This is a genomic window from Rhodanobacter panaciterrae, from assembly GCF_014651895.1.
In the GTDB taxonomy this organism is placed as follows: Bacteria; Pseudomonadota; Gammaproteobacteria; order Xanthomonadales; family Rhodanobacteraceae; genus Rhodanobacter; species Rhodanobacter panaciterrae.
Map to the genome: position 1 here is coordinate 586,905 of NZ_BMXT01000001.1, position 21,838 is coordinate 608,742.

Genomic DNA, 21,838 nt, shown 5'->3' on the forward strand with positions numbered 1-21,838 from the left:
AACGCCGCCTGTTACCATGCGAGTCTTGCTTTCAGCAGTTTCATGGAGACCGCCATGCGCGGCCAGATCATTCTTTCGCACGGTTCGGACTCCAGTCCGGACGCCACCAAGGTCAGCGCGCTGGCCGCACTGGCCGAGTCGCTGGGCTGGCACACGCAGCGGCCGGACTACAGCACCGACGATGCGCGCGGCCATGCTGGCTCGGTGGCGCCGCGGATCGCCCGCCTGCGCGCCACCATCGAGGCGCTGGATGCGCCGCCGCTGCTGGTCGGTTCCAGCATGGGCGCGTTCGTGTCCGGGCTGGTCTCGCTGGATGTGCCGGTGGCCGGCTTGTTGCTGCTGGCCACGCCGAGCGGGATTCCCGGCTATGCGCGCGCGTTCGACCTGCGCCGTGAGGTGCCGACGATGTTGATTCACGGCTGGCGCGACGACGTGTGTCCGCTGAGCGGCGTGCATGCGTTCGCGGCCCAGCGCCGTCTGCCCTTGCTGGTGCTGGACGACGACCATCGGCTGACTGCCAGCATGGACGCGATCACTGCGCAGTTCCGCACCATGCTCGATCAACTGGCGGCCAGCGCATGAGTCACTACTTCGCGACCTGCCCGAAGGGGCTGGAATACCTGCTGCGCGACGAACTGATCGCGATCGGCGCCAGCGACGTGCGCGAGGCGCTGGCCGGCGCGCATTTCTCCGGCACGCTGGAAACCGCGTACCGCGCCTGCCTGTGGTCGCGACTGGCCAGCCGTATCCTGTTGCCATTGGCCGAATTCGATGCGGCGGATGACGATGCGCTGTATCGCGGCGTGCAGGATATCGACTGGAGCCAGCACCTGGCCGCGCACGCCACCTTCGCGGTGGACGCCGGCACCGCGCTGAGCAAGCTCACCCACAGCCAGTTCATCGGCCTGCGCACCAAGGATGCGGTGGTCGATCAGTTCCGCCAGCGCGATGGCAATCGGCCGGGCATCGACACTGACGAGCCGGACATCCGCATCAACCTGCGTCTGCGTCGCGATCGCGCGACGGTGTCGCTCGATCTCGCGGGTTCGCCGCTGCACCGCCGCGGCTGGCGCGAAGTGCAGGGCGAAGCGCCGCTGAAGGAAAACCTCGCCGCCGCGATGCTGCTGCGCGCGCGTTGGCCGGAGGTATATGCCGCCGGCGGTGCCTTGCTCGATCCGATGTGCGGTTCCGGCACGCTGCTGATCGAAGGCGCCTTGATGGCGGCCGACGTGGCGCCCGGCCTGCGCCGCGAATATTTCGGTTTCCTCGGCTGGCAGCAGCACGACATCGCGCTGTGGCGCGGCCTGCTCGACGAGGCGAAGCAGCGCGCTGAAACCGGCCTGCGTGGTTTGCGCAGCGTGTTCTTCGGCAGCGATGCCGATCCGCGCATGGTGCAGACGGCCATCCGCAATGCGCAGGAGGCCGGTGTGGCCGGCTTCTTTACGCTGGATCGGCAGGATATGACGCATGCCGCGCCGCCAACCGGTGTCGACTACGGTCTGGTCATTACCAACCCGCCGTATGGCGAGCGACTGGGCGAACGCGCCGAGATGCCGAAGCTGTATCGCGCGCTGGGCGACACGCTGCGTACGCGTTTCACCGGCTGGCGCGCCGCCGTGCTGGCCGGCGATGTGGAGCTTGGGCGGGCAATGCAACTGCATGCGGACAAGCGCTACGCGCTGTACAACGGTGCGCTGGAAACCGTGCTGCTGACCTTTGACCTGAGCAAGCGCGACGAAGCGCCGCGCGAACTGAAGCCATTGTCGGCTGGCGCGCAGATGCTGAAGAACCGGCTGGAGAAAAACCTCAAGCACCTGCGCAAGCGGCTGACCCGCGAAGGTATCCACTGCTGGCGCGCCTACGATCAGGATCTGCCCGAGTACGCGGCGGCGATCGACGTCTACGGCGACACCAACGGCGACGATCACCTGCACATCCAGGAATACCGCGCGCCAGCCGATGTGCCCGCGGACATCGCGCGACTGCGCTTGCGCGAGATCGCCCGCGTCGCCGGTGAAGTGCTGGGCGTGCCGCGCGAACGCATCGCGATCAAGACGCGCGAGCGTGGCAAGGGCGGCTCCAAGTACGGTCAGCTCGATCAGCGCAACGAGTTCATCGAAGTGGACGAGGGTGGCCTGAAGTTCCTGGTCAACCTCACCGACTATCTCGATACCGGACTGTTCCTCGATCATCGGCTGGTGCGCGCGAAGGTACGCGAGCTGGCGGATGGAAAGTGCTTCCTCAATCTGTTCGCCTATACCGCCACCGCCAGCGTGCACGCGGCCGCTGGTGGTGCGCTGGAAACCACCAGCGTGGATCTGTCGGCCACGTATCTGGAGTGGGCCTCGCGCAATCTCGCGCTGAACGGCTTCAGCGGTTCGAGTCACCGGTTGATGCAGTTCGATGCGCTGGAATTTCTGCAGCGTGACCGTGGCCATTACGGGCTGATCTTTGTCGATCCACCGACGTTCTCCAACTCCAAGCGCGCCGAGGATTTCGACGTGCAGCGCGATCACGTGAAACTGCTCGATGCCTGCAACGAGCGGCTGACCCGCGACGGCGTGATCGTGTTCTCCAACAACTTCCGGCGCTTCAAGCTCGACCGCGCGGAACTGGAACAGCGCTTCGAGATCGAGGACTGGACCGCACCGAGCATCCCGTTCGACTTCGCCCGCCGCGCCGACATCCACGGCTGCTGGCTGCTGCGGCGGCGCAAACCTGACGCCGGGATTAACCCCTGGGACAGCGCCCGCATCAAAAAATGAACCCTTCAGTCCACATTAAGCGCGATCAGCCGAGCATAGGCACCGTAATCAACGGAGAGGTGTCATGACCAAGCGTTTCAGTAGTGCGAGCAAGCTGGCAGCCATCAGTCTGGCAGTCGCGGCAGCGGTGGCGATGCCACTCAGCGCGTCGGCTCGTGGCTGGGGCGGTCATGGTGGTGGCTGGGGTCATGGTGGTAGCTACCATGGCGGTTATTACGGTCATGGTGGCGGTCACTGGAGCGGCGGCCGCTGGATTGCCGGCGCGATCGTTACCGGTGCCGTGCTGGGTGTGGTAGCCGATGCCTTGAGCCCGCGGCCGGTGTATTACGGCGCGCCGGTGGTCTACGCCCAGCCGGGCGTGGTCTATGAGGACGGTCCGCCGGTAGTGGTGCGGCGTCGCGTGGTTGAAACCCGTACCACGGTGTATGACGATCCGCAGCAGACGCGTTACATCGGTGACGATGGCTACAGCGACTAAGCCCGTCTCGGTCAATCGCGATCACGGTTGGAGTTGAAAAAGAAGAGCCCGGCATGTCCGGGCTCTTCTTTTATCCAGCATGCACAGATTCAATGGGCGGGCATGGTCGTCGGCTGATCCGCGCCACTGCCATGGCGCTTGGCGTGGGCACTCAATTGATCAAAGCGCGCCTTGTCGATCATGCTGACCGACTGGATCGCACAGGGTGGCTGGTTGCGTGAATGCACGGTCTCGCCTACTTCGCCGCAGATGCGGCCCTGGTTGGCGACGACGTTGGACCGGTTAGGTCGGAACATCAAGCCGGGTGGAGACATGCCAAGTCGCGGACACGCGCTCTGCAGGGTCACCAGATAACGCTTGGGACCGGTACGCACGATGGCGGTGCGCGCGTCGACGATATGCCATTCATTGATCTGGCTGGTATCGATGCAGTCGGAGGTGTGCAGCGGTATGCGTGTCGGCGGGGTCCCGGCGGCTTGCACGGCACCGACGGTGAGAGCAAGCAACAGGATGGGGATGAGCGTTTTCATGGGCGTTACCTCGTCTGTTCGGGTAATACGCGTACCGTGATGCAGTCACGGGAGTTGCGTGTCGACCGGCATCTGTCACCGGCATGGGTGAGACGTCGCTGCAAAGTATCTGCCATCTACATATCACAAGAAGTGAACGGTTGGCACGGCATGCTGGCGGACATGTTTTTGAACGATCCATGCCACGAGACCCTCCGCTCTGCAGCGCCTTTACCGGCAGTGCCGGAGAGCCGCCGATGACGACCTGGCAGTCGTCTGCGCCGGCCAGCATGATGGCGCGTTTCCAGCAGGTGCGGCAGCAGACGCTGGCGCTATGCCACGGCCTGAGCGCCGAGGATCTGCTGCTGCAGTCGATGCCCGACGCCAGCCCCGGCAAATGGCATTTGGCGCATACCAGCTGGTTCTTCGAACAGTTCGTGCTGGGCCGTGACCCGGCGTATCGGCCGCACGATCCGGCGTGGCATTACCTGTTCAACTCCTACTATCAGTCGGTCGGTCCGATGCATGCGCGGCCGCAGCGTGGTCTGTTGTCACGTCCCTCGCTGGACGAAGTGCATGGCTATCGGCAGTACATCGACGCCGCCGTGAGCGAACTGCTGAGCCGTGATGACGACCCGGAGTTGGCCGCGCTGGTCGAGTTGGGTCTGCAGCACGAACAACAGCATCAGGAACTGCTGCTGACCGACATCAAGCATGCGTTCTGGTGCAACCCTTTGCAGCCGGCGTATCGCGCTGCATTGGCGAATCCGACCAAGTCGAAAACGGTGCCGCTGCGCTTCGTCGACGGCCGCGAAGGCATCGTCGAGATCGGCCATCGCGGCGAAGGGTTTGCGTTCGACAACGAAACCCCGCGTCACCGCAGCCTGCTGCAGCCGCATGCACTGGCCAACCGGCTGGTGACCAATGCCGAGTATCTGGCGTTCGTGCGCGAGGGCGGTTATCGCGAACCAGGCCTGTGGCTGTCCGATGGCTGGGTCACGGTGCAGCGCGAAGGCTGGCAGCATCCGATTTACTGGCAGGACGACCTGGCCAGCGAGTTCACCCTGGCTGGTGTGCGTGAACTCGATCCGCACGAGCCGGTGTGTCACCTGAGCTATTACGAAGCCGAGGCGTTTGCCCGCTGGGCTGGCGCGCGGTTACCGACCGAGGCCGAATGGGAGTCGGCGGCGCAGGGCGCCGCGATCGACGGCAACCTGCAGGATGCCCAGCGTTTCCAGCCGCGTGCGGCGAGCGGCGATACGGCGCTGCTGCAGCTGTACGGCGACGTGTGGGAATGGACAGCCTCGCCCTACGTCAATTATCCGGGCTTCCGCCCGCTGCCCGGCTCGCTGGGCGAATACAACGGCAAATTCATGTGCGGTCAGTGGGTGTTGCGCGGCGGTTCCTGCGTCACCCCGCGCGATCACATTCGCGCCAGTTACCGCAATTTCTTTCCACCCCATGCCCGCTGGCAATTTGCCGGGCTGCGATTGGGACAGGACCGATGAGCAGCGTGCAACCCTGTGGCGTCAGCGACGACGATCGTCGTCCGCCGATAAACGATTTGCTGGAAATCGCCCAGCGCGGACTCGCGCTCAAGCCGAAGCGGCTGCCGTCGTGGCTGTTCTACGACGAGCGCGGTTCCGCCTTGTTCGACGCGATCTGCGAGCAGCCGGAGTACTACCTCACCCGTTGCGAAATCGCGTTGATGGACGTGCATGCGGCAAGCATTGCCGACACCCTCGGCAGCGACGTGCGGCTGGTCGAATACGGCAGCGGCAATGCGCGCAAGACCCACATGTTGCTGGAGCATCTGCATGCGCCGGTTGCGTACGTGCCGGTGGAGATTTCGCCCGAGCCGTTGCGGCAGAGTGTCGAACGGCTGGCGGAAGCGTTTCCGCAGCTGCCGTTGCAGCCGCTGTGCGCGGACTTCAGCAAGCCGCTGCGGCTGCCGATTCCGCCGCGTGCGCCGCGCCGCACGGTGGTGTATTTCCCCGGCTCCACCATCGGCAATTTCGAGAACCGTGGAGCGGCCGCGCTGCTGCGCAAGATGCGCAACGAGATGGGCGACGCCGGCGGCATCCTGATCGGCGTGGACCTGAAGAAGGATCCGGCGGTGATCGAGGCGGCCTACAACGATCGCGCCGGTGTCACCGCCGAGTTCACCCTGAACATGCTGGCCCGGTTGAATCGCGAGATCGGCAGCAACTTCGAACTGTCGGCGTTCGCGCATCGCGCGCATTACAACCCGATGGCCGGGCGCATCGAGACGCATATCGTCAGCCGCCGCGAGCAACAGGTCAAAGTCGGTCGGGTGAACGTGGCGTTCCGCGCGGACGAGGTGATCCAGGTCGAATACAGCTGCAAATATTCGCTGGAGGATTTCGCTGCACTGGCCGCCAGGGCCGGCCTGGCGGTACTGCGTGTATGGACCGATCCGGAGCAGATGTTCAGCGTGCAGTATCTGGTGCGCGCCAGCACGGTGACGCGCTGAGTCGTTCCTGCGTCAGGTCGGATTGTCAGCTGGGGGCGCATGCCATGCGCCCCGGCTGACATCGATTACTTCGCGCCGTACAAGGCCTTCACGTCGCTGGTCAACGCGGATTGGCTGTCTGCCCGCGCGTAGAACATGTGACCGCCCGGATAGCTCTTCACCTGCACGCGGGTCGGGTCACCCATCGCCGGCATCTGGTCGACGATCAACACCGAGGCCATGAACGGACAGGACAGGTCGTCCCAGCCGTGCGCGATCAGCACGCGCAGGCCGGGATCGTTGGCGACTGCTTCACGCAGCTGCGATACCGAGCCCTTGTTCGCGTCGTCGTCTTCATGCCACAGCTTGTTCACCTCGTAGCTCAGCGCGTTGTAGCGGCCCTCGAATTTCCAGCCTACGGTCTGGGTGACGAAGTTGACCATCGCGCTGGTGGTCGGCGCGATGATGCCGTTGAGGATAGGATCGCCGGTCTGCTGACGCGGCGCATACGGGAACGGGTCCCACGCGGTGACATTGGAGTCGTAGCGGCTGCCGAGCCGGCCTTCGGCGCGATACACCTCGCGCAGATAAGCCTGGGTTTCCAGTCGGCCGCCGGAGCGCTTCACGAACAGCGGGTCGAGCCCTGTCAGTTCGGTGACCTTCTTCACCACGCGATCGGTCGCCTGCGGATCGGAGCGGCCACGCATCAGGTCGCTGGCGTATTCACCACGGGTGTACTCGATGACGCCGGTCATCGCCTCGGGCGTCAACTTGTGCTCGCGCTCCAAGTGCGCGGCGGCGATCGAGGGCAGGGTGAGCATCCACGGCAGTGGCGACACGTTCTCGTCATCCGACGCTGCTGGGTCAAGGTACGGCGACAGCAGCACTACGCCGTTCATCGCCACGCCGAGCTGGGTCTGCAGGTAATCCGTGATGCGCGGGCCGCGGAAGCCGCCGTAGCTTTCGCCGACCAGATATTTTTTCGAGGTCATTCGGCCGTTCTTGACCAACCAGTCGTAGACGATGCGCGAGAGATATTTGATGTCGATATCGGTGCTGTAGAACTGCTTGGTCGCTTCCTTGTCGTCGACCAGCGCGCGGCTATAGCCGGTGCCGACCGGATCGATGAATACCAGGTCGGTAAAGCCCAGCCAGGTGCCGGGATTGTCGTGCAGCGTCGCCGGTGCCGACGGCATGTCGCCCTCGACGCCGAAGTTCACCTTCTTCGGTCCGATCGCACCGAAGTTCAGATACACCGACGACGCACCCGGACCGCCGTTGAGCGCGAACGTCACCGGCCGATCCTTGCCGGGCATGGTATAGGCGGTGAACACCACTTCGCCGGTGATCTCGCCCTTCTCGTCGCGCACCGGTAGGGAACCCACGGTGGCGGTGTACTTCAGCGTCTTGCCATCCACCGTGGTGGTTTGCGTCACCCGCGCATCGGCCGGGAGCGGCGGCAGGTGGAAGCCGTTGCTGTTGGTCTTGTCCTCTGCTGCCGCTGGCTTGTGAGTGTCGGCTGCCAGCGTTGATGTCGTGTTGAATCCGGCCAGCACGAACGCTGCCAGCAGGGCTGTTTGCAGGGATTTGCGCACGGATCACTTCCTCGCGGACGAAAGCGCCAAGCCTAACCGGCGGCGCGGTGGCGGGAGTGTGCGTAAAGGCATGGGTGACGGCGGGTCATCCGGCCGGGGCGGCTTACCCCTGCGCCAGCGCACCATCGACGAACTGCTGCAACTGTGCCGCGTTCAGCGCGCCGGACTGCCGTGCGATCTCGCGTCCATGGCGGAACATGATCAGGGTGGGGATGCTGCGGATGTTGAAGCGCTGGGCCAGTTGCGGCTGCGCCTCGGTGTCGAGCTTGGCTAGCCGCAGGCGTGGCTCGAGCTTGCTGGCGGCCTGCACGAACACGGGCGCGAAGCCGACGCACGGCCCGCACCATGGCGCCCAGAAATCCACCAGCACCGGCAGGTCGCCACGGCCGGCGATCGTCTCGAAATTCGCCGCAGTCAGTTCCACCGGATGGCCGTCGAACAGCACCTGCTTGCAACGACCGCAACTCGGTTGCTCGCCGACGCGTTCGGCCGGCACGCGGTTGAGCGCGCCGCAATGCGGGCAGGGGATGTTCAGCGGTGTACTCATGGCAGACTCCGGCAAGGGATGGGCGCAAGCGCCATGGCCGACAAGATGGCGACGGCTGCCCGTAAACCCAAGTCGACTGCAGGTGACGCAACTCATGAGCATGCCGCATCGTCCAGCCGGTTTTCGTCCACGCATGTCGTCGCGCGGCGTGCTTATGCTCGGTCTGCGTGTGTTCGGCATGCTGTGGACGTTGCCGAACAGCCTGCTCGGCCTGCTGCTGGGCCTGATCGGCCTCGCGTTCGGCGCGCGCATGCGCTGGCAGCCACGCGAGCTGGCGCTGGTGGTGCGCCGCTGGCCGTGGAGTCGGGGTGGCGCACTGACCCTGGGCAACGTGATCGTGCATGCCGGCGAGCGGCTGGATACACCTTGCCTTACCTACGCCCATCGTGCCGGGCGTGGCATCGAGCCGCCGGTGTCGCTGGCCGATCATGAGCGTGCGCATGTGTATCAATACATGCTGCTCGGTCCGTTCTTCCTGCCGCTGTATCTGCTGTGCGGCGGAGTCAGCGTGCGCAATCCGTTCGAGCGCGCGGCGGATCGCTATGCGCAAAGCGGGCAGGGCTGGTGGCCATGGACGGGCGATGTTTGATCCGATGAAGTGGATCTTGTTCCGGGCCTGGAGGGGCTTTCGCAAAAACGCCGCGGACGAACCGCGGCGTTTTTGCAGAGGCCGCCTCGTCAGTTGCCGTTGTTGCTCTTGTCGGCAGGTGCCGGTCGAGCTTGCGGCTTGGGACGATTGCCTTGGCCCTGTGCAGGACGGTTGCCTTGGCCCGGCGGGCGGCTACCCTGGCCGGGCTGGCTACCTTGCGTCGGCGGTGGGCGATTTCCTTGCCCAGGTTGCGGACGATTGCCTTGTGCCGGTGGTGGGCGATTCCCTTGCCCCGGTTGTGGGCGGTTGCCCTGTCCCGGTTGTGGGCGATTTCCCTGTCCTGGTGATGGCTTGTGTCCCTGGCCGGGATTGCCGATGCCGGGGCGCGGGGGCGGCCTGTTTCCATGGCCCGGCTGCGGGCGCGGCGGCGGGCGATGGATGGGGCGCGGCGGTGGGCGGCTGACGATCGGCCGGCTATACCAGACATTGCGCTGGCGATAGAACGGACGGTTGCTGTAGTAGTTGCTCCAGTAGGTGCCGATCACGAAGCTGATGATCGGAATGCCGATGTTGGCGCCGTACTCCTGCACCACGACGGGCTGGTTTTGATACTGGTACTGGATGAAGGTGCCGGCGACCCATCCGCGGGTGCCCATGGTGATCACATCGCACCATTCCCAGCCGGCGGTGCAGCCTTGGATGTTGACTGGAGTGCCGACAGGAACCGTGAGGATGAGTGGATATTGCGAGTCGGGTCCGGCGCGCAGATTGACGTTGCCGGTGACAAAGCCGTCGGCGGCCTGGGCCAGGGCCGGAACAGCCAGGGCAAGTGTAGAAAGAACCAACCATGCAAGACGTTTCATCGATGGCATCTCCTGAGTTGCTGTCCGCTGAAGATCTTCCTCAAGTACAAGAGTCGCGATATGGGCCTGCCCACTCTGGGCTTGTTGCCGTTGCCGTGCAAGGAGATCAGCCCGGTTGGTTTATCTTGCGTGGCCGGGCGTTGATGCGCTGCCAGAGATGGATCGGTAGCCCGGCCAGCAACAGCACGCCGCCCCACAGCAGCGATTCCATGCCGGTGCCGATCAGCGCCCACAGGCTGTACAGCAGGGCGCCCGCGGCAATCAGCTTGCGCCACCAAAATGCGGCGACATCGATGCGCCACCATGCCAGCACGCTGATCACATACGGCAGCAGGCAGGTGGCGGTGGACAACAGGATCGAGAAGGTGAACAGCGCGACCAGGCTGCGGCTGTAGTTGGCTGCGATCAGTGCGCTGGCCAGCACGCTGCTGAGCAGCAGGCCGAAGCGCGGCGTACCGTGACGATCCATGCGCGCGAACGCCGCAGGAAACACCCGATCCTGCGCCGCTGCCAGCGGTGTCTGCGCTTGCAGCAACACCCAGCCGTTGAGTGCGCCGAAGCAGGAGACCGTGGCGACCACGCCGACGCCGACGCCAGCCAGCGGTCCCCACAACCGGCTTGCCGCCTCGGCCATCGGTGCCGCTGAATTGCGCAGCACGTCGATCGGCAGCAGTCCGATCACCACGGTGCAGGCGAGCATGGTGGTGATGCCGGCGATCAGCATGCCGATCACGGTGGCGCGCGGTACCGTGCGTTCGGGATCGCTCACCACGCCAGTCGGCACCGTCGCCGATTCCAGCCCGAGCAGTGCCCACAGCGTCAAGGCGGCTACCGCGGTGGTGACCTGGAGCAGCGGCTGGCCGCTGGGATTGAACGGTCGATAGGCGTCGAGATGGACCCAGCCCAGTCCGATCACCCCGAACAGCAGCAGCGGCACCAGCTTGAGCACGGTGGCGACGAACTGCATGCGTGCGGCCTCGCGTATGCCGGCCAGGTTCACCATGGTGCAGAACCACAGCGCCCCAAGCGCGCAGGCGGCGCCACGCAACGGTGTCGCGGTGGCCTCCGGCCATACCGCGCCGAGGCTACCGGCAAACGCCACCGCGATCGCCGCGTTGGCCGTCCATATGCTGACCCAGTAGCTCCATGCCGCCACGAAGCCGATGCCGTCGCCGAACGCCTTGCGCGCATAGCCGTAGCCGCCGCCATGGTTGCGCATCGCCTGCGCCAGCCATGCGTAGACCAGCGCCAGCAGCAAGGCTCCACCGAGGGTGAATGCCCAGCCGAGCACGCTTGCCGCGCCGTACGGCGCCAGTGCCGCCGGCAGCAGGAAGACGCCGGAGCCGATCATGTTGCCGACCACCAGCGCAATCAGCATCCACAGCCCTAGCGGTCGCGCGGCGGCGCTCATGCGTGTTCGCGATAGGCGCGACGCAGCAGTTCGTGGAAGTGGTGCACCGCGTTTTCACGCAGCGGATTCAAGCGGCCGGCCTCGTACGAACCGGACGCGAGTCCACGTTGCACGTCCTGGCAGATCGTCACGTCTTCGTCCTGCACCTCATCGCTGAATGCAATGTCTCTGGCGCGCCGCGCCAGCGCCTCGGGCGTGGTGGCGGGCGCGTAATAGAAATCAAATTCGACCAGGCAACGATCGACGCCCAGCGGCAGCACACGGTTGGTCTGCAGGCGGCCGGGCAGGATGTTGAGCATCGCGTTCGGATACAGGAAGTAGTACAGCGCCTCGCCGCTGCCGTAGAGATCGTCGCCGCTTTCCAGCGGGCTGAACTGGAAGGAATACCACTCGGCCGTCTCGGTGATGTAGCTGCGGTAGTCGAGCACGCTGTTGAGGCCCGGATGGATGTGCGGTACGTGGTAGCCCTCCAGGTAGTTGTCCACGTACACCTTCCAGTTGCAGGCTACTTCCCAGCTGGCGCGGTGATGGAATTCAAAGCCGGCCAGCGAGCGATCCGGGCCCAGCCGCGCATCGATGCCGGCGACGAATTCGTCAAATGGCGGAGCCTCACCGGTGGCGACGAATACCAACCCCTGCCACACCTGTACGCGTACTTCCGGCAGACGGATCGTGGCTGGATCGAAATCCGGCGTGCGACCCATTTCCGGCGCGCCGCGGAGTACGCCATCCAGGCCGTAAGTCCAGCCGTGATAGCGGCAACGCAGCGCGGTGGCGCCGCGGCCGTCGCAATTGGCGATCGGTCCGGCGCGATGCCGGCAGACGTTGTGGAATGCGCGAATCGTGGATTCGTCGCTGCGTACGATCAGCAACGGCAAACCCGCGATCTGAGTCACGACATGATCGCCCACGCCGCTCAGCTGCGATTGATGGCAGACCAGTTGCCAGCTCTGCGCGAACACGGCCGTAGCGTCGAGTTGCGGCATGCGCGGGTCGGTGTAGTAACGCGCGGAAAGTGCCAGCGCATGATCGAGCGGTTGTGCGGCAAGCACGTCGGGAGTGAACAGGTCGGCCATCAGGCAATACGCCGGTCAGTGGTGATGCCGGAGTATTGATCGCTGAGTGCGCTATGGGAAGGGCGCCACGGGCAGGCCTTTATCCCGGGCAGAGCACGACGCATTGGAAGATGCCTGACTCATGCGAGTCGCCAGTCAGCAAGACAGCCGGGCGGAAGTGATCTTCCATCAAATCGCCCGGCTGTCATCGCGTGATCAGCGATCAATGACCACCGTTGTCGGCGTGATCATCCTTCTTGTGCTCGGCAGGTTTGCCCTCACGGCCACCGTGTGCCTGTGCTTCACCCCGTGCCGGGGCAGCTTGCTGCTGCGGGCGGGCGCCGGGGTTCGGGCCACGCTGCTGCGGCACACTGGCCTGTTCCGCTCGCTGGTATTGCGGAGCTGGGCGATTCTCGTTGGCGCCGTGTCGCTGTGCGTTGTTTTCATACTGCGGCTGCGCGTTGTTCTCACGTTGCGGCTGTGCGCCAGCCTGCGCAGGGCGTTGGTATTGCGGAGCTGGGCGATTCTCGTTGGCGCCGTATCGCTGTGCGTTGTTCTCACGCTGCTGCTGTGTGCCAGTCTGCGCGGGGCGTTGATATTGCGGCTCCCGACGATTTTCGTCGGAACCATGCCGCTGACGATCGTCATTCGACATCGGTCGTCCCGCGTACGGGCGGTCCATGTGCCGCGGTGGTGGCCGGCGCGGAATGTCGCGGTGGTACCAGGTTTCGCGTTCGCGATAGAACGGGCGGCTGCGATAGTAGTGATCCCAGTACGTGCCGATCGTGAAGGCAACAATCGGGATGCCGATCTGCGCGCCATAGTCGGACAACAGCACCGGCTGGTCCTGATAGTCGTATTGAATGAAGTTGCCGGCGATCCAGCCGCGATTGCCGTCGTTGTCGTTGATCACGTCGCACCATTCCCAGCCATCGGTACAACCCTGCACGCTCACGCCGGTGCCAGCGGGAAGCTGGTCAACCAGCGGGTAGCTCGGGTCGGGACCTGCGCGCAGGTTGACGTTGCCGGTGACGAAGCCATCCTGCGCGTACGCGAGTGCGGGGAGGGCCAATGACAGTGACGCCAGGGACAGTGATGCAAGGGCAAAACGGGTCAGGCCTTTCATGCGAACGATCTCCAGCGGGTGGATGTCGTCGACAGTATATGCGTGTGCCGGCGTGACGATATTGGGAGTCCCGTGCCGTCGGGTCATCTGCGGTACATGGCCGGTATAGCGTCGGTACAGCTCAGCCTGCCGTCCGTGCGACGAAGCGCAACGCCACCGAGTTCATGCAGTAGCGCAAACCGGTCGGCTGCGGTCCGTCGTCGAAGACGTGACCGAGATGGCTGTCGCAGCCGGCGCAGCTGATCGCGATGCGTTCCATGCCGAACATGTGATCCCGGTGTTCGATCACGTTGCGCTTGGCGATCGGCTGCCAGAAGCTGGGCCAGCCGGTGCCGGAATCGAATTCGGTCGCCGCGTCGTACAGTGCGGTGGCACAGGCGACGCAACGGAACAGGCCGGCGACGGCAGGTTTCTCGTGGTCGCCGCTGAACGCCCGCTCGGTACCGTCGTTGCGCATGATTTCGTACGACGTCGACGACAATCGCTGCCGCCATTGCGCATCGGTCAGCACCAGTTTGGGTACCTGGCGGGGGCCGAGGTCGCGACCATCGTCGCCGAAGATTTCCAGCAAGACATTGCCGGGCTTGCCGACCGGGGTGTTGTCGGCAGCGAACAAGCGCGGGATGACCAGACCACCGCCGGCGACCAGCAGTGTGCCGCCGGCGAGCGCCGCGCGCAGGAAGCGGCGGCGATCCATCGCGAGGGTTTCATCGATGCGTGACATGGCAACCTCCGTGGGGATTCCAGTGGTGAAAAGGATCAGCCGAACGTGAATGCGTACGCCTGCACGCCGGGATCGAGGAAGGTGATCTGGAACAGCCGCTCGCCGCTGCCATTGGCCTGACGCACCAGTTGGTACAGGCGCTGGCCGGTGATTGTGCCGTTGCCGTCGGCGTCGGTATCCATGCCGTGATCGGCGCCGGGTGCCTTGCCGTCGATGGTGACGCGGAAGCGGATCGGCTTGCCGTCGCTGGCCGGGCCGAGCACCAGGTGCAGGTCGCGGCCGCGGAAGCGGTAGACGATGGCACCGCCGGCCTGATCGAGCTGGGCGTTTTCGCCGTGCACGTTCCAATGACCATCCAGCGACCATTGATCCGCGGCGAGTGAGTCTGGCGCGTGGTAGCTGGCGGTATCGTCATGCGCCACCTTGCCACCGACGAAGTTCTGCGCGCGGGCATAACCGACATAGGTTTCCGGCGAGCGGGTGGGGTCGTTGGACGCGGCGGCTTCGACGCCATGATGGTCGTCGCTGACGTAGCCGCCGGGCAGATCCTTCTGGCCGGCCGCGGTCAGCAACTGGCGGATCACGTCCTCGCTTTCCTGATAGCCACCTTCGCCGAAATGGTGATGGCGGATCTGCCCCTGCGTATCGATGAAGTAATGCGCCGGCCAATACTCGTTGTTGAAGCCTTTCCAGATTGCATAGTCGTTGTCCAGCGCGACCGGGTAATCGACACCGAGGTCCTTGACCGCCTTGGTCACGTTGGCCGGATCCTTCTCGAACGCGAACTCCGGCGCATGCACGCCGATCACCACCAGGCCGTGATCCTTGTACTTGTCGGCCCAGCCACGCACATACGGCAGCGAGCGGATGCAGTTGATGCAGGAGTACGTCCAGAAATCGACCAGCACCACCTTGCCGCGCAGCGATTCGGTGGTCAGTGGTGCGCTATTGAGCCATTGCGTGGCGCCGGCCAGTGACAGCAGCTGGCCTTCCACCGGCAGCGGCTCGCCGGCTTTCAGCGCAGCTTCGGGCGCTGGTGCCGGGCGCACCGCATTGATCAGCTTCTGTTCGATACCGCCGGTGCTGGCCAGCGAGACGCGGGTGAGCAGGCCGGTATCCAGCCCTAGTGCGATCGCGGCAACGCCGCACAGCACCAGCACGCCGAGCGCACGACGCACCCACTCGCCGGCGCCGAGCGAGCGCTTCATCAAGCCGAAGACCTTGCCGCCGATCAGCAGCGCCAGCCCCAGCGAAGTCGCCGCGCCGGCGGCATAAGTGAGCAGCAGCAAGGTGGTCTGCACGCTGGCGCCGTTCAGCGCGGCGCCGGTCAGCAGCAGGCCGAGGATCGGCCCCGCGCACGGCGCCCACAGCAAGCCGGTGGCGACGCCAAGGCCGGCGGCGCCCCAGATCGAGTCACCATCACCGGTCGAGCGCTGCGAAAGACGATTGCCCAGCGCCACGAAAGGACGAGTGATCCATTCGGCCAGGTGGGTCGACAGCAGGGTCAGCCCGAGGAAGGCCAGCACCACCAGCGCCACGTAACGGCCGTACTGGTTCGCGTGTACAGCCCAGCCACCGCCTAGAGCGGCCAGCGTGGCCACCGCGGCAAAGGTGATCGCCATGCCCAGCAGCATCGGCAGGCCGTTGCGCATGAAGGGCTTGTCGGAACGGGCGAACACGAACGGCAGCACCGGCAAGATGCACGGGCTGAGGATGGTCAGTACGCCGCCGAGGTAGGCGAGGATCAACACGAGCATGGGAGCGTCATCCGAGGGAGGTTGTCTGGTTATTCGTCGTGGAACCGGCGGCAGTTACATGCTTGTACGAAGTAACGCGTGGGCCGGACGCAGCGAAGAGTTAAGGACAGGCTGGAAGGTTCAGCCGTGGAGCAAGCATGTCGCAAACCTTGACCGCCACCGGCTTCATGGGTCTAGATAGTGGACTTTCCCGTGGGATGAGTCTCGTCCGGACCGTGCCAGTCGAATCCGCTGCCGCCAGCATTAGCGAAACGCCCGACCAGCGTCGGGCGGCGTGGATGGCTGCTGCACAGGCGGGTGATCGCCGCGCCTACGAGAAGCTGCTGGCCGATTCGGTGGCGTTGATCCGGGCGGCAGCACGGCGCCAGGGAGTCGCGCAGGATCATCTGGATGACGTGGTGCAGGAAACCCTGATCACCGTGCATCGCGTGCGTCACACCTACGATCCGACCCGTTCGTACGATGCCTGGCTCACCGCGATCGCCAACCGTCGCGCGATCGACGCGCTGCGCAGCCGCGGTCGCCGCGACAGTCGCGAGCTGCACGACGAATTTGCACTCGACAGTCATCCCGATGCGGACGATGCCAGCGCCGCCACCGAAAGCGGACAGCGCGCGCAACGCCTGCGCGAAGCGATCGCCGAGTTGCCACCGGGTCAGCGCGAGGCAGTGGAGCAGTTGGGTCTACGCGAGCGCTCGTTGAGCGAGGCGGCCGAACTGACCGGTCGCAACACCGGTGCGCTGAAAGTGAACCTGCATCGCGCGCTGAAGGCGCTGCGCGAACGTTTCCATGGAGAACCCTGAGACCATGTCCGACCCGCGACCCTATGAGGCACTGATCGACCGTCTCGGCACCGAGTTGGTGCCGGTGCGGCGTCTGCTGCCGCCATGGCTGCGTACCGCCGGTTGGCTGCTGGCGGTGGCGGCGATCGCGGTCCTGCTGCTGATGCATTACGGCGCGGACCCGATGCTGCGGCGCTGGGCTGGCACGCCGGATCTCGGCTGGGCCGGCATGGGTGCGGTGATCACCGCGATCACCGCGGCGTGGGCTGCGTTTGCGCTGGGCGTGCCGGGACGGCGTGCGTCCTGGGCGTGGTTGCCGCTGCCGGGCGCCTTGCTGTGGATCGGTGCCAGCGGGCTTGGCTGTCTGCGCACGTGGGTCGCACCGGGCACTCAGGTCGCCAGCATGCATCAATCCGCGGATTGCCTGGTATTCATCATCAGCTTCTCGATCCCGCTGTCCGCGCTGCTGATCGTGCTGCTGCGCCGCGCTTGCCCATTGCGGCCGGTGCTTACCGCGGTATTGATCGGTTTGGCCAGCGCGGCGGCTTCGGCCAGTCTGCTGGAGATCTGCCACTCGTTCGATGCGGCCGCCACCGACCTGGTGACGCATGCGTTGGCTGTAGCCGTGGTAGTGGCCGTCAACGCCGCGATGGGTGGCCGGCTGTTGTCGAAAGCCTGATCCGGCTCAGTCGCGGAAGTTGTCGAACTGCAGCGGTAACTCGACATCCGCCTTGCGCAGCACCGCCATCGCATCCTGCAGGTCGTCACGCTTCTTGCCGGTGACGCGCAGCTTGTCGCCGTTGATCTGCGCCTCGACCTTGAGTTTGGCGGCCTTCAGCGCAGCGACCAGCTTCTTCGCGATCGGCTGCTCGATGCCCTGCTTGACGGTGATCTTCTGCCGCGAGCCACCCAGGTTGGTTTCCGGATCGCCGACGTCGAGCGCGCGGACGTCGATCTTCCGTGCGATCAGCCGGGCGCGCAGGATGTCCAGCATCTGCTGCAGCTGGAATTCGCTCGGGGCGTTCTGCGTGATGACGAACTCGTCCAGCGCGTACGACGCGTCCTGACCCTTGAAGTCGAAACGGGTGGACAGCTCGCGGTTGGCCTGGTCGACCGCATTGGTCAGCTCGTGCTTGTCGACTTCGGAGATCACGTCAAAGGAGGGCATGGCGGCAGCTCGCTGGAAACAAGGGCAAAGTGTAAGCGATGCGACTGGGCGATAATGCGCGACCTCTCTTTTCGTCATTCCGGCTTGCGCCGGGATGGCGGGCAAAAGCAACGCGGCGTAACCATGGTGAGTTCTTGAAAACGGACGTATTGATCATCGGTGCCGGCGCCGCCGGGCTGATGTGCGCGATTGCCGCCGGTCAGCGTGGCCGCCGCGTGCTGGTGGTCGATCACGCCAACAAGGTCGGCAAGAAGATCCTGATGTCCGGTGGCGGGCGCTGCAATTTCACCAATACCGGCGCGACGCCGGCGAACTACCTTTCGGCCAATCCGCATTTCGCCAAGTCCGCGCTGGCGCGTTACACGCCGTGGGATTTCATCGCGCTGGTCGAGAAACATCGCATCGCCTATCACGAGAAAGAACTGGGTCAATTGTTCTGCGACGACTCGTCCAAGCAGATTGTGCGCATGCTGCTGGACGAATGCGCCGCCTCCAACGTCACGGTGGAGGCGAACTGCGGCGTGCAGCGGGTGCGCAAGACGCCGGAAGGTTTCAGCGTGTTTACCGCACGCGGCGAAGTGCATGCCGAATCGCTGGTGGTGGCCAGCGGTGGCCTGTCGATTCCCAGCATGGGCGCCAGCGGTTTCGGCTACGAACTGGCCCGTCAGTTCGGTCATGCCGTGCTGCCCACGCGCGCCGGGCTGGTACCGCTGACCTTGAGTGGCAAGCATCAGGAGCACTATCAGGATCTGGCCGGTGTGGCGCTGCCCGCAGTGGAAACACGCGTCGGCAAGCAAAGCTTCCGTGCCGGCCTGCTGTTCACCCATCGCGGCATCAGCGGCCCGGCGATCCTGCAGATTTCCTCGTACTGGAAACCCGGCGACGATCTGCGCATCGACTTGTTGCCGGATCAGGATGTCGGCATGTGGTTGGTCGAGCAGCGCACGGCACGGCCACTGGCGGAATTGAAAACCGTACTCGGCGACGTGCTGCCGAAACGGCTGGCGCAGCGGCTGTGCGAGCAATGGTTTGAAAGCCGGCCGATGCGTCAGTACCGCGAAGCCGAGCTGGAGCAGATCGGCGTACAGCTCAACGCGTGGCCGATCACCGCCAGCGGCACCGAGGGCTATCGCACCGCCGAGGTGACGCTGGGTGGCGTCGATACCGACGGCCTGTCTTCCAGCACGATGCAGTCGAAGCTGGTGCCGGGGCTGTATTTCATCGGCGAAGTGGTCGACGTCACCGGCTGGCTCGGCGGCTACAACTTCCAGTGGGCGTGGGCCTCGGGGCAGGCGGCGGGCGAGGTGGTGTAGCGTGGGATCGCCAATGGGCTCAATTTCGTATCGTTAGGTCGGGACAGCGACGAGTCTTCGCGGCTGGCCAATCTCATTCGATTTATGGTTTGTGCCAAAGCAGGAATGCAAAGCGGCGAAGTTGAATACATGCATAATTTCATGCGGTTGCATGTGGTTTGGATGGATTGTCGCGCCAAAGGTAAGGCGCCACGCAGCGGAGGTGTCGAATGACCGTATATCCGGAACTTGCGGGACTGGTGCGTATCGCCAAAGCGGGCCTGATGGCTGAGTCGGTCGTTCCATACCTCATCGAGGTTTGGGTCACCGAATACTGCCAGCAGGTCAGGAACTGCGAGATCGTGGAAACCAGTCAAGAGAAGTGCTCATTCCTGTTCGATATCAGTAACGAGAGATTGATTTCCGCGTGGGCCGTGAGTCAGGGCGCGTCACATAAAAAGCGTGATGCCACACGGATGCGGGGTCATCCACTTGGTTACGGATCGCGTTACCACCGAGGGCACGCCATACCGCACTCCCTGGGTGGCCCGACCGATATCAATCTGGTTCCGCAACTGGCCTCGATCAATGTTGGGCCGTTTCGTCTATTGGAAAAGAAAGCCGTGGCTACCGTGGGGTCTTTGTATTTCACGCATTGGCTTTATGGCTCATCGGATGCCCAGAAGCCGACGAGGGTGCAGCAGGGTTTGCTTCAGGCCGGTGCTGCTCCGGACATTGCCGTTCACCGGAACGCGTAGGTCAGTCGACGTTGAATGTCCGCTACGACGCGGCGGACAACGGATGAGGAAACCCGCATGAAAGTCGGATTTATCGGTCTCGGTGCGATGGGCAGTGCGATGGCCAGCAACCTGCTGGCGGCCGGGCACGCAGTGACCGTGTGGAACCGCTCCGCCGCGGCCACCGAACCGTTGGCCTCACTCGGCGCCAAGGTGGCGCGCACGGCCGATCGGGCCGCGCAGGGTGAGGTGCTGTGCAGCATGCTGGCGAACGATCAGGCGGTACGCGAAGTGTTTCTCGACGGCGGCCTGCTCGATGCGATGGATCGTGGCACCGTGCACGTGAACCACGCCACGATTTCGGTGGCGCTGGCGCAGCAGCTTGCCGAGGAACACGCGAAGCGCGGGTTGGCGTATGTCGCCGCGCCGGTGTTTGGACGTCCGGACATGGCGGCTGCGGCGAAGCTGAACATCCTTGTTGCCGGCCAGTCGGCCGCGATCGAACGCGTGCGGCCGCTGTTGGAAGCGATGGGCAGCAAGCTGTGGCCGCTGGGCGACGCGCCGGAGCGCGCGAATGTGGCGAAGATCGCCGGCAACTTCATGCTGGCTGCCGCGATCGAGAGCATGGCCGAGGCGACTGCGCTCACTCGCGCACATGGCGTCAGTGCCGCGAACTTCCTTGAGGTGATGACGAACACCTTGTTCGCTGCGCCGGCCTACCAGGGTTACGGCAAGCTGATCGCCGAGCAGCGCTTCAAGCCGGCCGGGTTCGCGTTGCCACTGGGTCTGAAGGATGTCGAGCTGGCCCTGACGGCAGGTTCGGCGGCACGCGTGCCGTTGCCGTTCGCCGGCGTGTTGCGCGACAGCCTGCTGGAGGCGCTTGCCGCCGACGATGCGGAACTGGACTGGTCGGCGCTGGCGCTGGTGGCTGCACGCCGCGCGCATCTGGACGAACGAGGGTAGGTTTTATCCGTGCGTGGTGGCTATCACGCGCCGTGCGGTGCCCAGTCCAGCGTGCCGTCGATCACGGTATGGCTGCGTCCACCGACCCAGATCGAGGCGCCATCCATCTGCACGATCAGTCGCGCGTCATGGCCGATCTCGCGGCCCTGGCTGACCTGATAACCGCGCGCCAGCGCGCCCTGCGGTTCGGCATGCGCGATAAACGCGGCGATCAGCCCATTGGCGGCGCCGGAGGCGGGGTCCTCGACAATGCCGACGCCAGCCGGGAACGCCCGCACGACCAGTTGATAATCGGAATGGTGGCTTCTCGCGAACGCGCACAAGCCCATGCTGTCGCTGGCTTTGGCCAACGCACCGATCGCCGCATGGTCCGGATGCCACGCACGCAGGCTGGCTTCGTCGTCGACCTCGGCCAGCCACCAGCGACGGCCGCCATCGACCAGTGCTGGCGGCAGCACGCCGAGTTCGATGCCGGCCAGCGCCGCCGGCAGCAATGGATGTGCGGCGCGACCGGTCTCCAGCACGCGTTCACCGGGTGATTGCAGCAACAGATCGCGGCTGGCGCCGTTGCCTTCGACGCGGATCGGCAGCACGCCAGCAGCGCATTCCTGCCACAGCAGGCCATTACGCGGCTCGGCCAGTCCGCAGACCAGCGCCGCATGGGCGCTGCCGATGCTGGGATGGCCGGCGAACGGAATTTCCTTGTGCGGGGTGAAAATGCGCACGCGGTAACTGGCCTTCGGATCGACCGGCGGCAGCAGGAAGGTGGTCTCGACCAGCGCCGTCCAGCGCGCGAAACGCTGCATCGCCTCGTCGCTCCAGTCGTCCGCGCCGATCACCACGCCGAGATGATTGCCACCGCCAAGGGTGGCGGCGAAGACGTCCAGATGCAGGTAACGAAGCAAGGTCATGATTCCGTGCCGCGGCAAGAGGCCGCGTAAAGCTGCGAATGATAGCCGTGCGTCGTCGATCCGCGCAGTGACATTTCAGGATATCTGCATGAG

Annotated in this window: 22 protein-coding genes; 11 read left to right on the forward strand and 11 right to left on the reverse strand. The window is 64.9% G+C overall.

Annotation, left to right across the window (positions count from 1 at the left end):
• Positions 1-54 precede the first annotated feature (54 nt).
• The 3 genes from IE071_RS02600 (at position 55) to IE071_RS02610 (ending at position 3,243) form a co-directional block, all read left to right on the forward strand.
• Positions 55-582 carry an alpha/beta family hydrolase gene (locus IE071_RS02600; RefSeq protein ID WP_189439612.1) on the forward strand — a complete coding sequence of 176 codons (528 nt, stop codon included), beginning with the start codon at positions 55-57 and terminating at the stop codon, positions 580-582.
• Positions 579-2,765, forward strand: coding sequence for a bifunctional 23S rRNA (guanine(2069)-N(7))-methyltransferase RlmK/23S rRNA (guanine(2445)-N(2))-methyltransferase RlmL (gene rlmKL, locus IE071_RS02605; RefSeq protein WP_189439613.1), 2,187 nt, complete (start codon positions 579-581; stop codon positions 2,763-2,765). The genes IE071_RS02600 and rlmKL overlap by 4 nt, the downstream gene beginning before the upstream one ends.
• Before the next feature lie 64 nt (positions 2,766-2,829).
• Positions 2,830-3,243 (forward strand): hypothetical protein, encoded by a 414-nt coding sequence (locus tag IE071_RS02610; RefSeq protein WP_189439614.1) that lies wholly within the window; start codon positions 2,830-2,832, stop codon positions 3,241-3,243.
• 89 nt (positions 3,244-3,332) lie between these two features.
• Here IE071_RS02610 and IE071_RS02615 read toward each other — a convergent pair whose 3' ends face one another.
• Positions 3,333-3,773 carry a DUF6491 family protein gene (locus IE071_RS02615; RefSeq protein ID WP_189439615.1) on the reverse strand — a complete coding sequence of 147 codons (441 nt, stop codon included), beginning with the start codon at positions 3,771-3,773 and terminating at the stop codon, positions 3,333-3,335.
• Between the two features lie 236 nt (positions 3,774-4,009).
• Between IE071_RS02615 and egtB the strand changes: the two genes are divergently transcribed.
• Together egtB and egtD are read left to right on the forward strand one after the other, a co-directional pair.
• Positions 4,010-5,260 carry an ergothioneine biosynthesis protein EgtB gene (gene egtB, locus IE071_RS02620; RefSeq protein ID WP_189439616.1) on the forward strand — a complete coding sequence of 417 codons (1,251 nt, stop codon included), beginning with the start codon at positions 4,010-4,012 and terminating at the stop codon, positions 5,258-5,260.
• Positions 5,257-6,246 (forward strand): L-histidine N(alpha)-methyltransferase, encoded by a 990-nt coding sequence (gene egtD, locus IE071_RS02625; protein ID WP_189439617.1) that lies wholly within the window; start codon positions 5,257-5,259, stop codon positions 6,244-6,246. Before egtB ends, egtD begins: the two co-directional genes overlap by 4 nt.
• Positions 6,247-6,311: 65 nt before the next feature.
• Here egtD and IE071_RS02630 read toward each other — a convergent pair whose 3' ends face one another.
• Together IE071_RS02630 and trxC are read right to left on the reverse strand one after the other, a co-directional pair.
• Positions 6,312-7,820: a S10 family peptidase gene (locus tag IE071_RS02630; protein ID WP_189439618.1), complete on the reverse strand. Its 1,509-nt coding sequence runs from the start codon at positions 7,818-7,820 to the stop codon at positions 6,312-6,314.
• Between the two features lie 103 nt (positions 7,821-7,923).
• Positions 7,924-8,367, reverse strand: coding sequence for a thioredoxin TrxC (gene trxC, locus IE071_RS02635; protein WP_189439619.1), 444 nt, complete (start codon positions 8,365-8,367; stop codon positions 7,924-7,926).
• A gap of 133 nt (positions 8,368-8,500) precedes the next feature.
• Between trxC and IE071_RS02640 the strand changes: the two genes are divergently transcribed.
• Positions 8,501-8,956 (forward strand): hypothetical protein, encoded by a 456-nt coding sequence (locus IE071_RS02640; RefSeq protein WP_189440860.1) that lies wholly within the window; start codon positions 8,501-8,503, stop codon positions 8,954-8,956.
• Positions 8,957-9,045: 89 nt separating this feature from the next.
• On the opposite strand, the gene IE071_RS15915 is transcribed toward IE071_RS02640, so the two are convergent.
• From IE071_RS15915 to IE071_RS02670, 6 genes are all read right to left on the reverse strand, one after another.
• Positions 9,046-9,819 carry an SH3 domain-containing protein gene (locus IE071_RS15915; protein ID WP_189439620.1) on the reverse strand — a complete coding sequence of 258 codons (774 nt, stop codon included), beginning with the start codon at positions 9,817-9,819 and terminating at the stop codon, positions 9,046-9,048.
• Positions 9,820-9,925: 106 nt separating this feature from the next.
• Positions 9,926-11,230: an amino acid permease gene (locus tag IE071_RS02650; protein ID WP_189439621.1), complete on the reverse strand. Its 1,305-nt coding sequence runs from the start codon at positions 11,228-11,230 to the stop codon at positions 9,926-9,928.
• Complete coding sequence (locus IE071_RS02655; protein WP_189439622.1) at positions 11,227-12,306, reverse strand: aromatic ring-hydroxylating oxygenase subunit alpha; 1,080 nt, start codon at positions 12,304-12,306, stop codon at positions 11,227-11,229. The genes IE071_RS02650 and IE071_RS02655 overlap by 4 nt, the downstream gene beginning before the upstream one ends.
• A gap of 202 nt (positions 12,307-12,508) precedes the next feature.
• The gene (locus IE071_RS02660) at positions 12,509-13,411 is read right to left on the reverse strand and encodes an SH3 domain-containing protein (protein ID WP_189439623.1); all 903 of its coding nucleotides are present in this window, start codon (positions 13,409-13,411) and stop codon (positions 12,509-12,511) included.
• A 121-nt stretch (positions 13,412-13,532) separates the two neighbouring features.
• On the reverse strand, positions 13,533-14,135 hold the full coding sequence (gene msrB, locus IE071_RS02665; protein WP_189439624.1) for a peptide-methionine (R)-S-oxide reductase MsrB: 603 nt from the start codon (positions 14,133-14,135) through the stop codon (positions 13,533-13,535).
• 35 nt (positions 14,136-14,170) lie between these two features.
• A complete protein-coding gene (locus IE071_RS02670) occupies positions 14,171-15,892 on the reverse strand; it encodes a cytochrome c biogenesis protein DipZ (protein ID WP_189439625.1) in 1,722 nt (573 codons plus the stop codon).
• A gap of 197 nt (positions 15,893-16,089) precedes the next feature.
• Here IE071_RS02670 and IE071_RS02675 point away from each other — a divergent pair, with 197 nt between their 5' ends.
• Positions 16,090-16,695: an RNA polymerase sigma factor gene (locus IE071_RS02675; RefSeq protein WP_229792706.1), complete on the forward strand. Its 606-nt coding sequence runs from the start codon at positions 16,090-16,092 to the stop codon at positions 16,693-16,695.
• Between the two features lie 4 nt (positions 16,696-16,699).
• Complete coding sequence (locus IE071_RS02680; protein ID WP_189439627.1) at positions 16,700-17,353, forward strand: NrsF family protein; 654 nt, start codon at positions 16,700-16,702, stop codon at positions 17,351-17,353.
• Positions 17,354-17,359: 6 nt separating this feature from the next.
• Here IE071_RS02680 and IE071_RS02685 read toward each other — a convergent pair whose 3' ends face one another.
• Positions 17,360-17,842, reverse strand: a complete 483-nt coding sequence (locus IE071_RS02685; protein WP_189439628.1) for a YajQ family cyclic di-GMP-binding protein — start codon at positions 17,840-17,842, stop codon at positions 17,360-17,362.
• A 134-nt stretch (positions 17,843-17,976) separates the two neighbouring features.
• On the opposite strand from IE071_RS02685, the gene IE071_RS02690 reads away from it, so the two are divergent.
• The 3 genes from IE071_RS02690 to IE071_RS02700 all read left to right on the forward strand — a co-directional run bounded on the left by IE071_RS02690 (position 17,977) and on the right by IE071_RS02700 (position 20,834).
• Positions 17,977-19,155: a BaiN/RdsA family NAD(P)/FAD-dependent oxidoreductase gene (locus IE071_RS02690; protein ID WP_189439629.1), complete on the forward strand. Its 1,179-nt coding sequence runs from the start codon at positions 17,977-17,979 to the stop codon at positions 19,153-19,155.
• Between the two features lie 209 nt (positions 19,156-19,364).
• On the forward strand, positions 19,365-19,892 hold the full coding sequence (locus IE071_RS02695; RefSeq protein WP_189439630.1) for a DNA/RNA non-specific endonuclease: 528 nt from the start codon (positions 19,365-19,367) through the stop codon (positions 19,890-19,892).
• A 15-nt stretch (positions 19,893-19,907) separates the two neighbouring features.
• Complete coding sequence (locus IE071_RS02700; protein ID WP_189439631.1) at positions 19,908-20,834, forward strand: NAD(P)-dependent oxidoreductase; 927 nt, start codon at positions 19,908-19,910, stop codon at positions 20,832-20,834.
• 23 nt (positions 20,835-20,857) lie between these two features.
• Here the strand turns inward: IE071_RS02700 and IE071_RS02705 are convergent, their stop codons facing one another.
• Entirely contained in the window at positions 20,858-21,745 is an 888-nt protein-coding gene (locus tag IE071_RS02705; protein ID WP_189439632.1) for a PhzF family phenazine biosynthesis protein, read from the reverse strand.
• Positions 21,746-21,838: the final 93 nt, after the last annotated feature.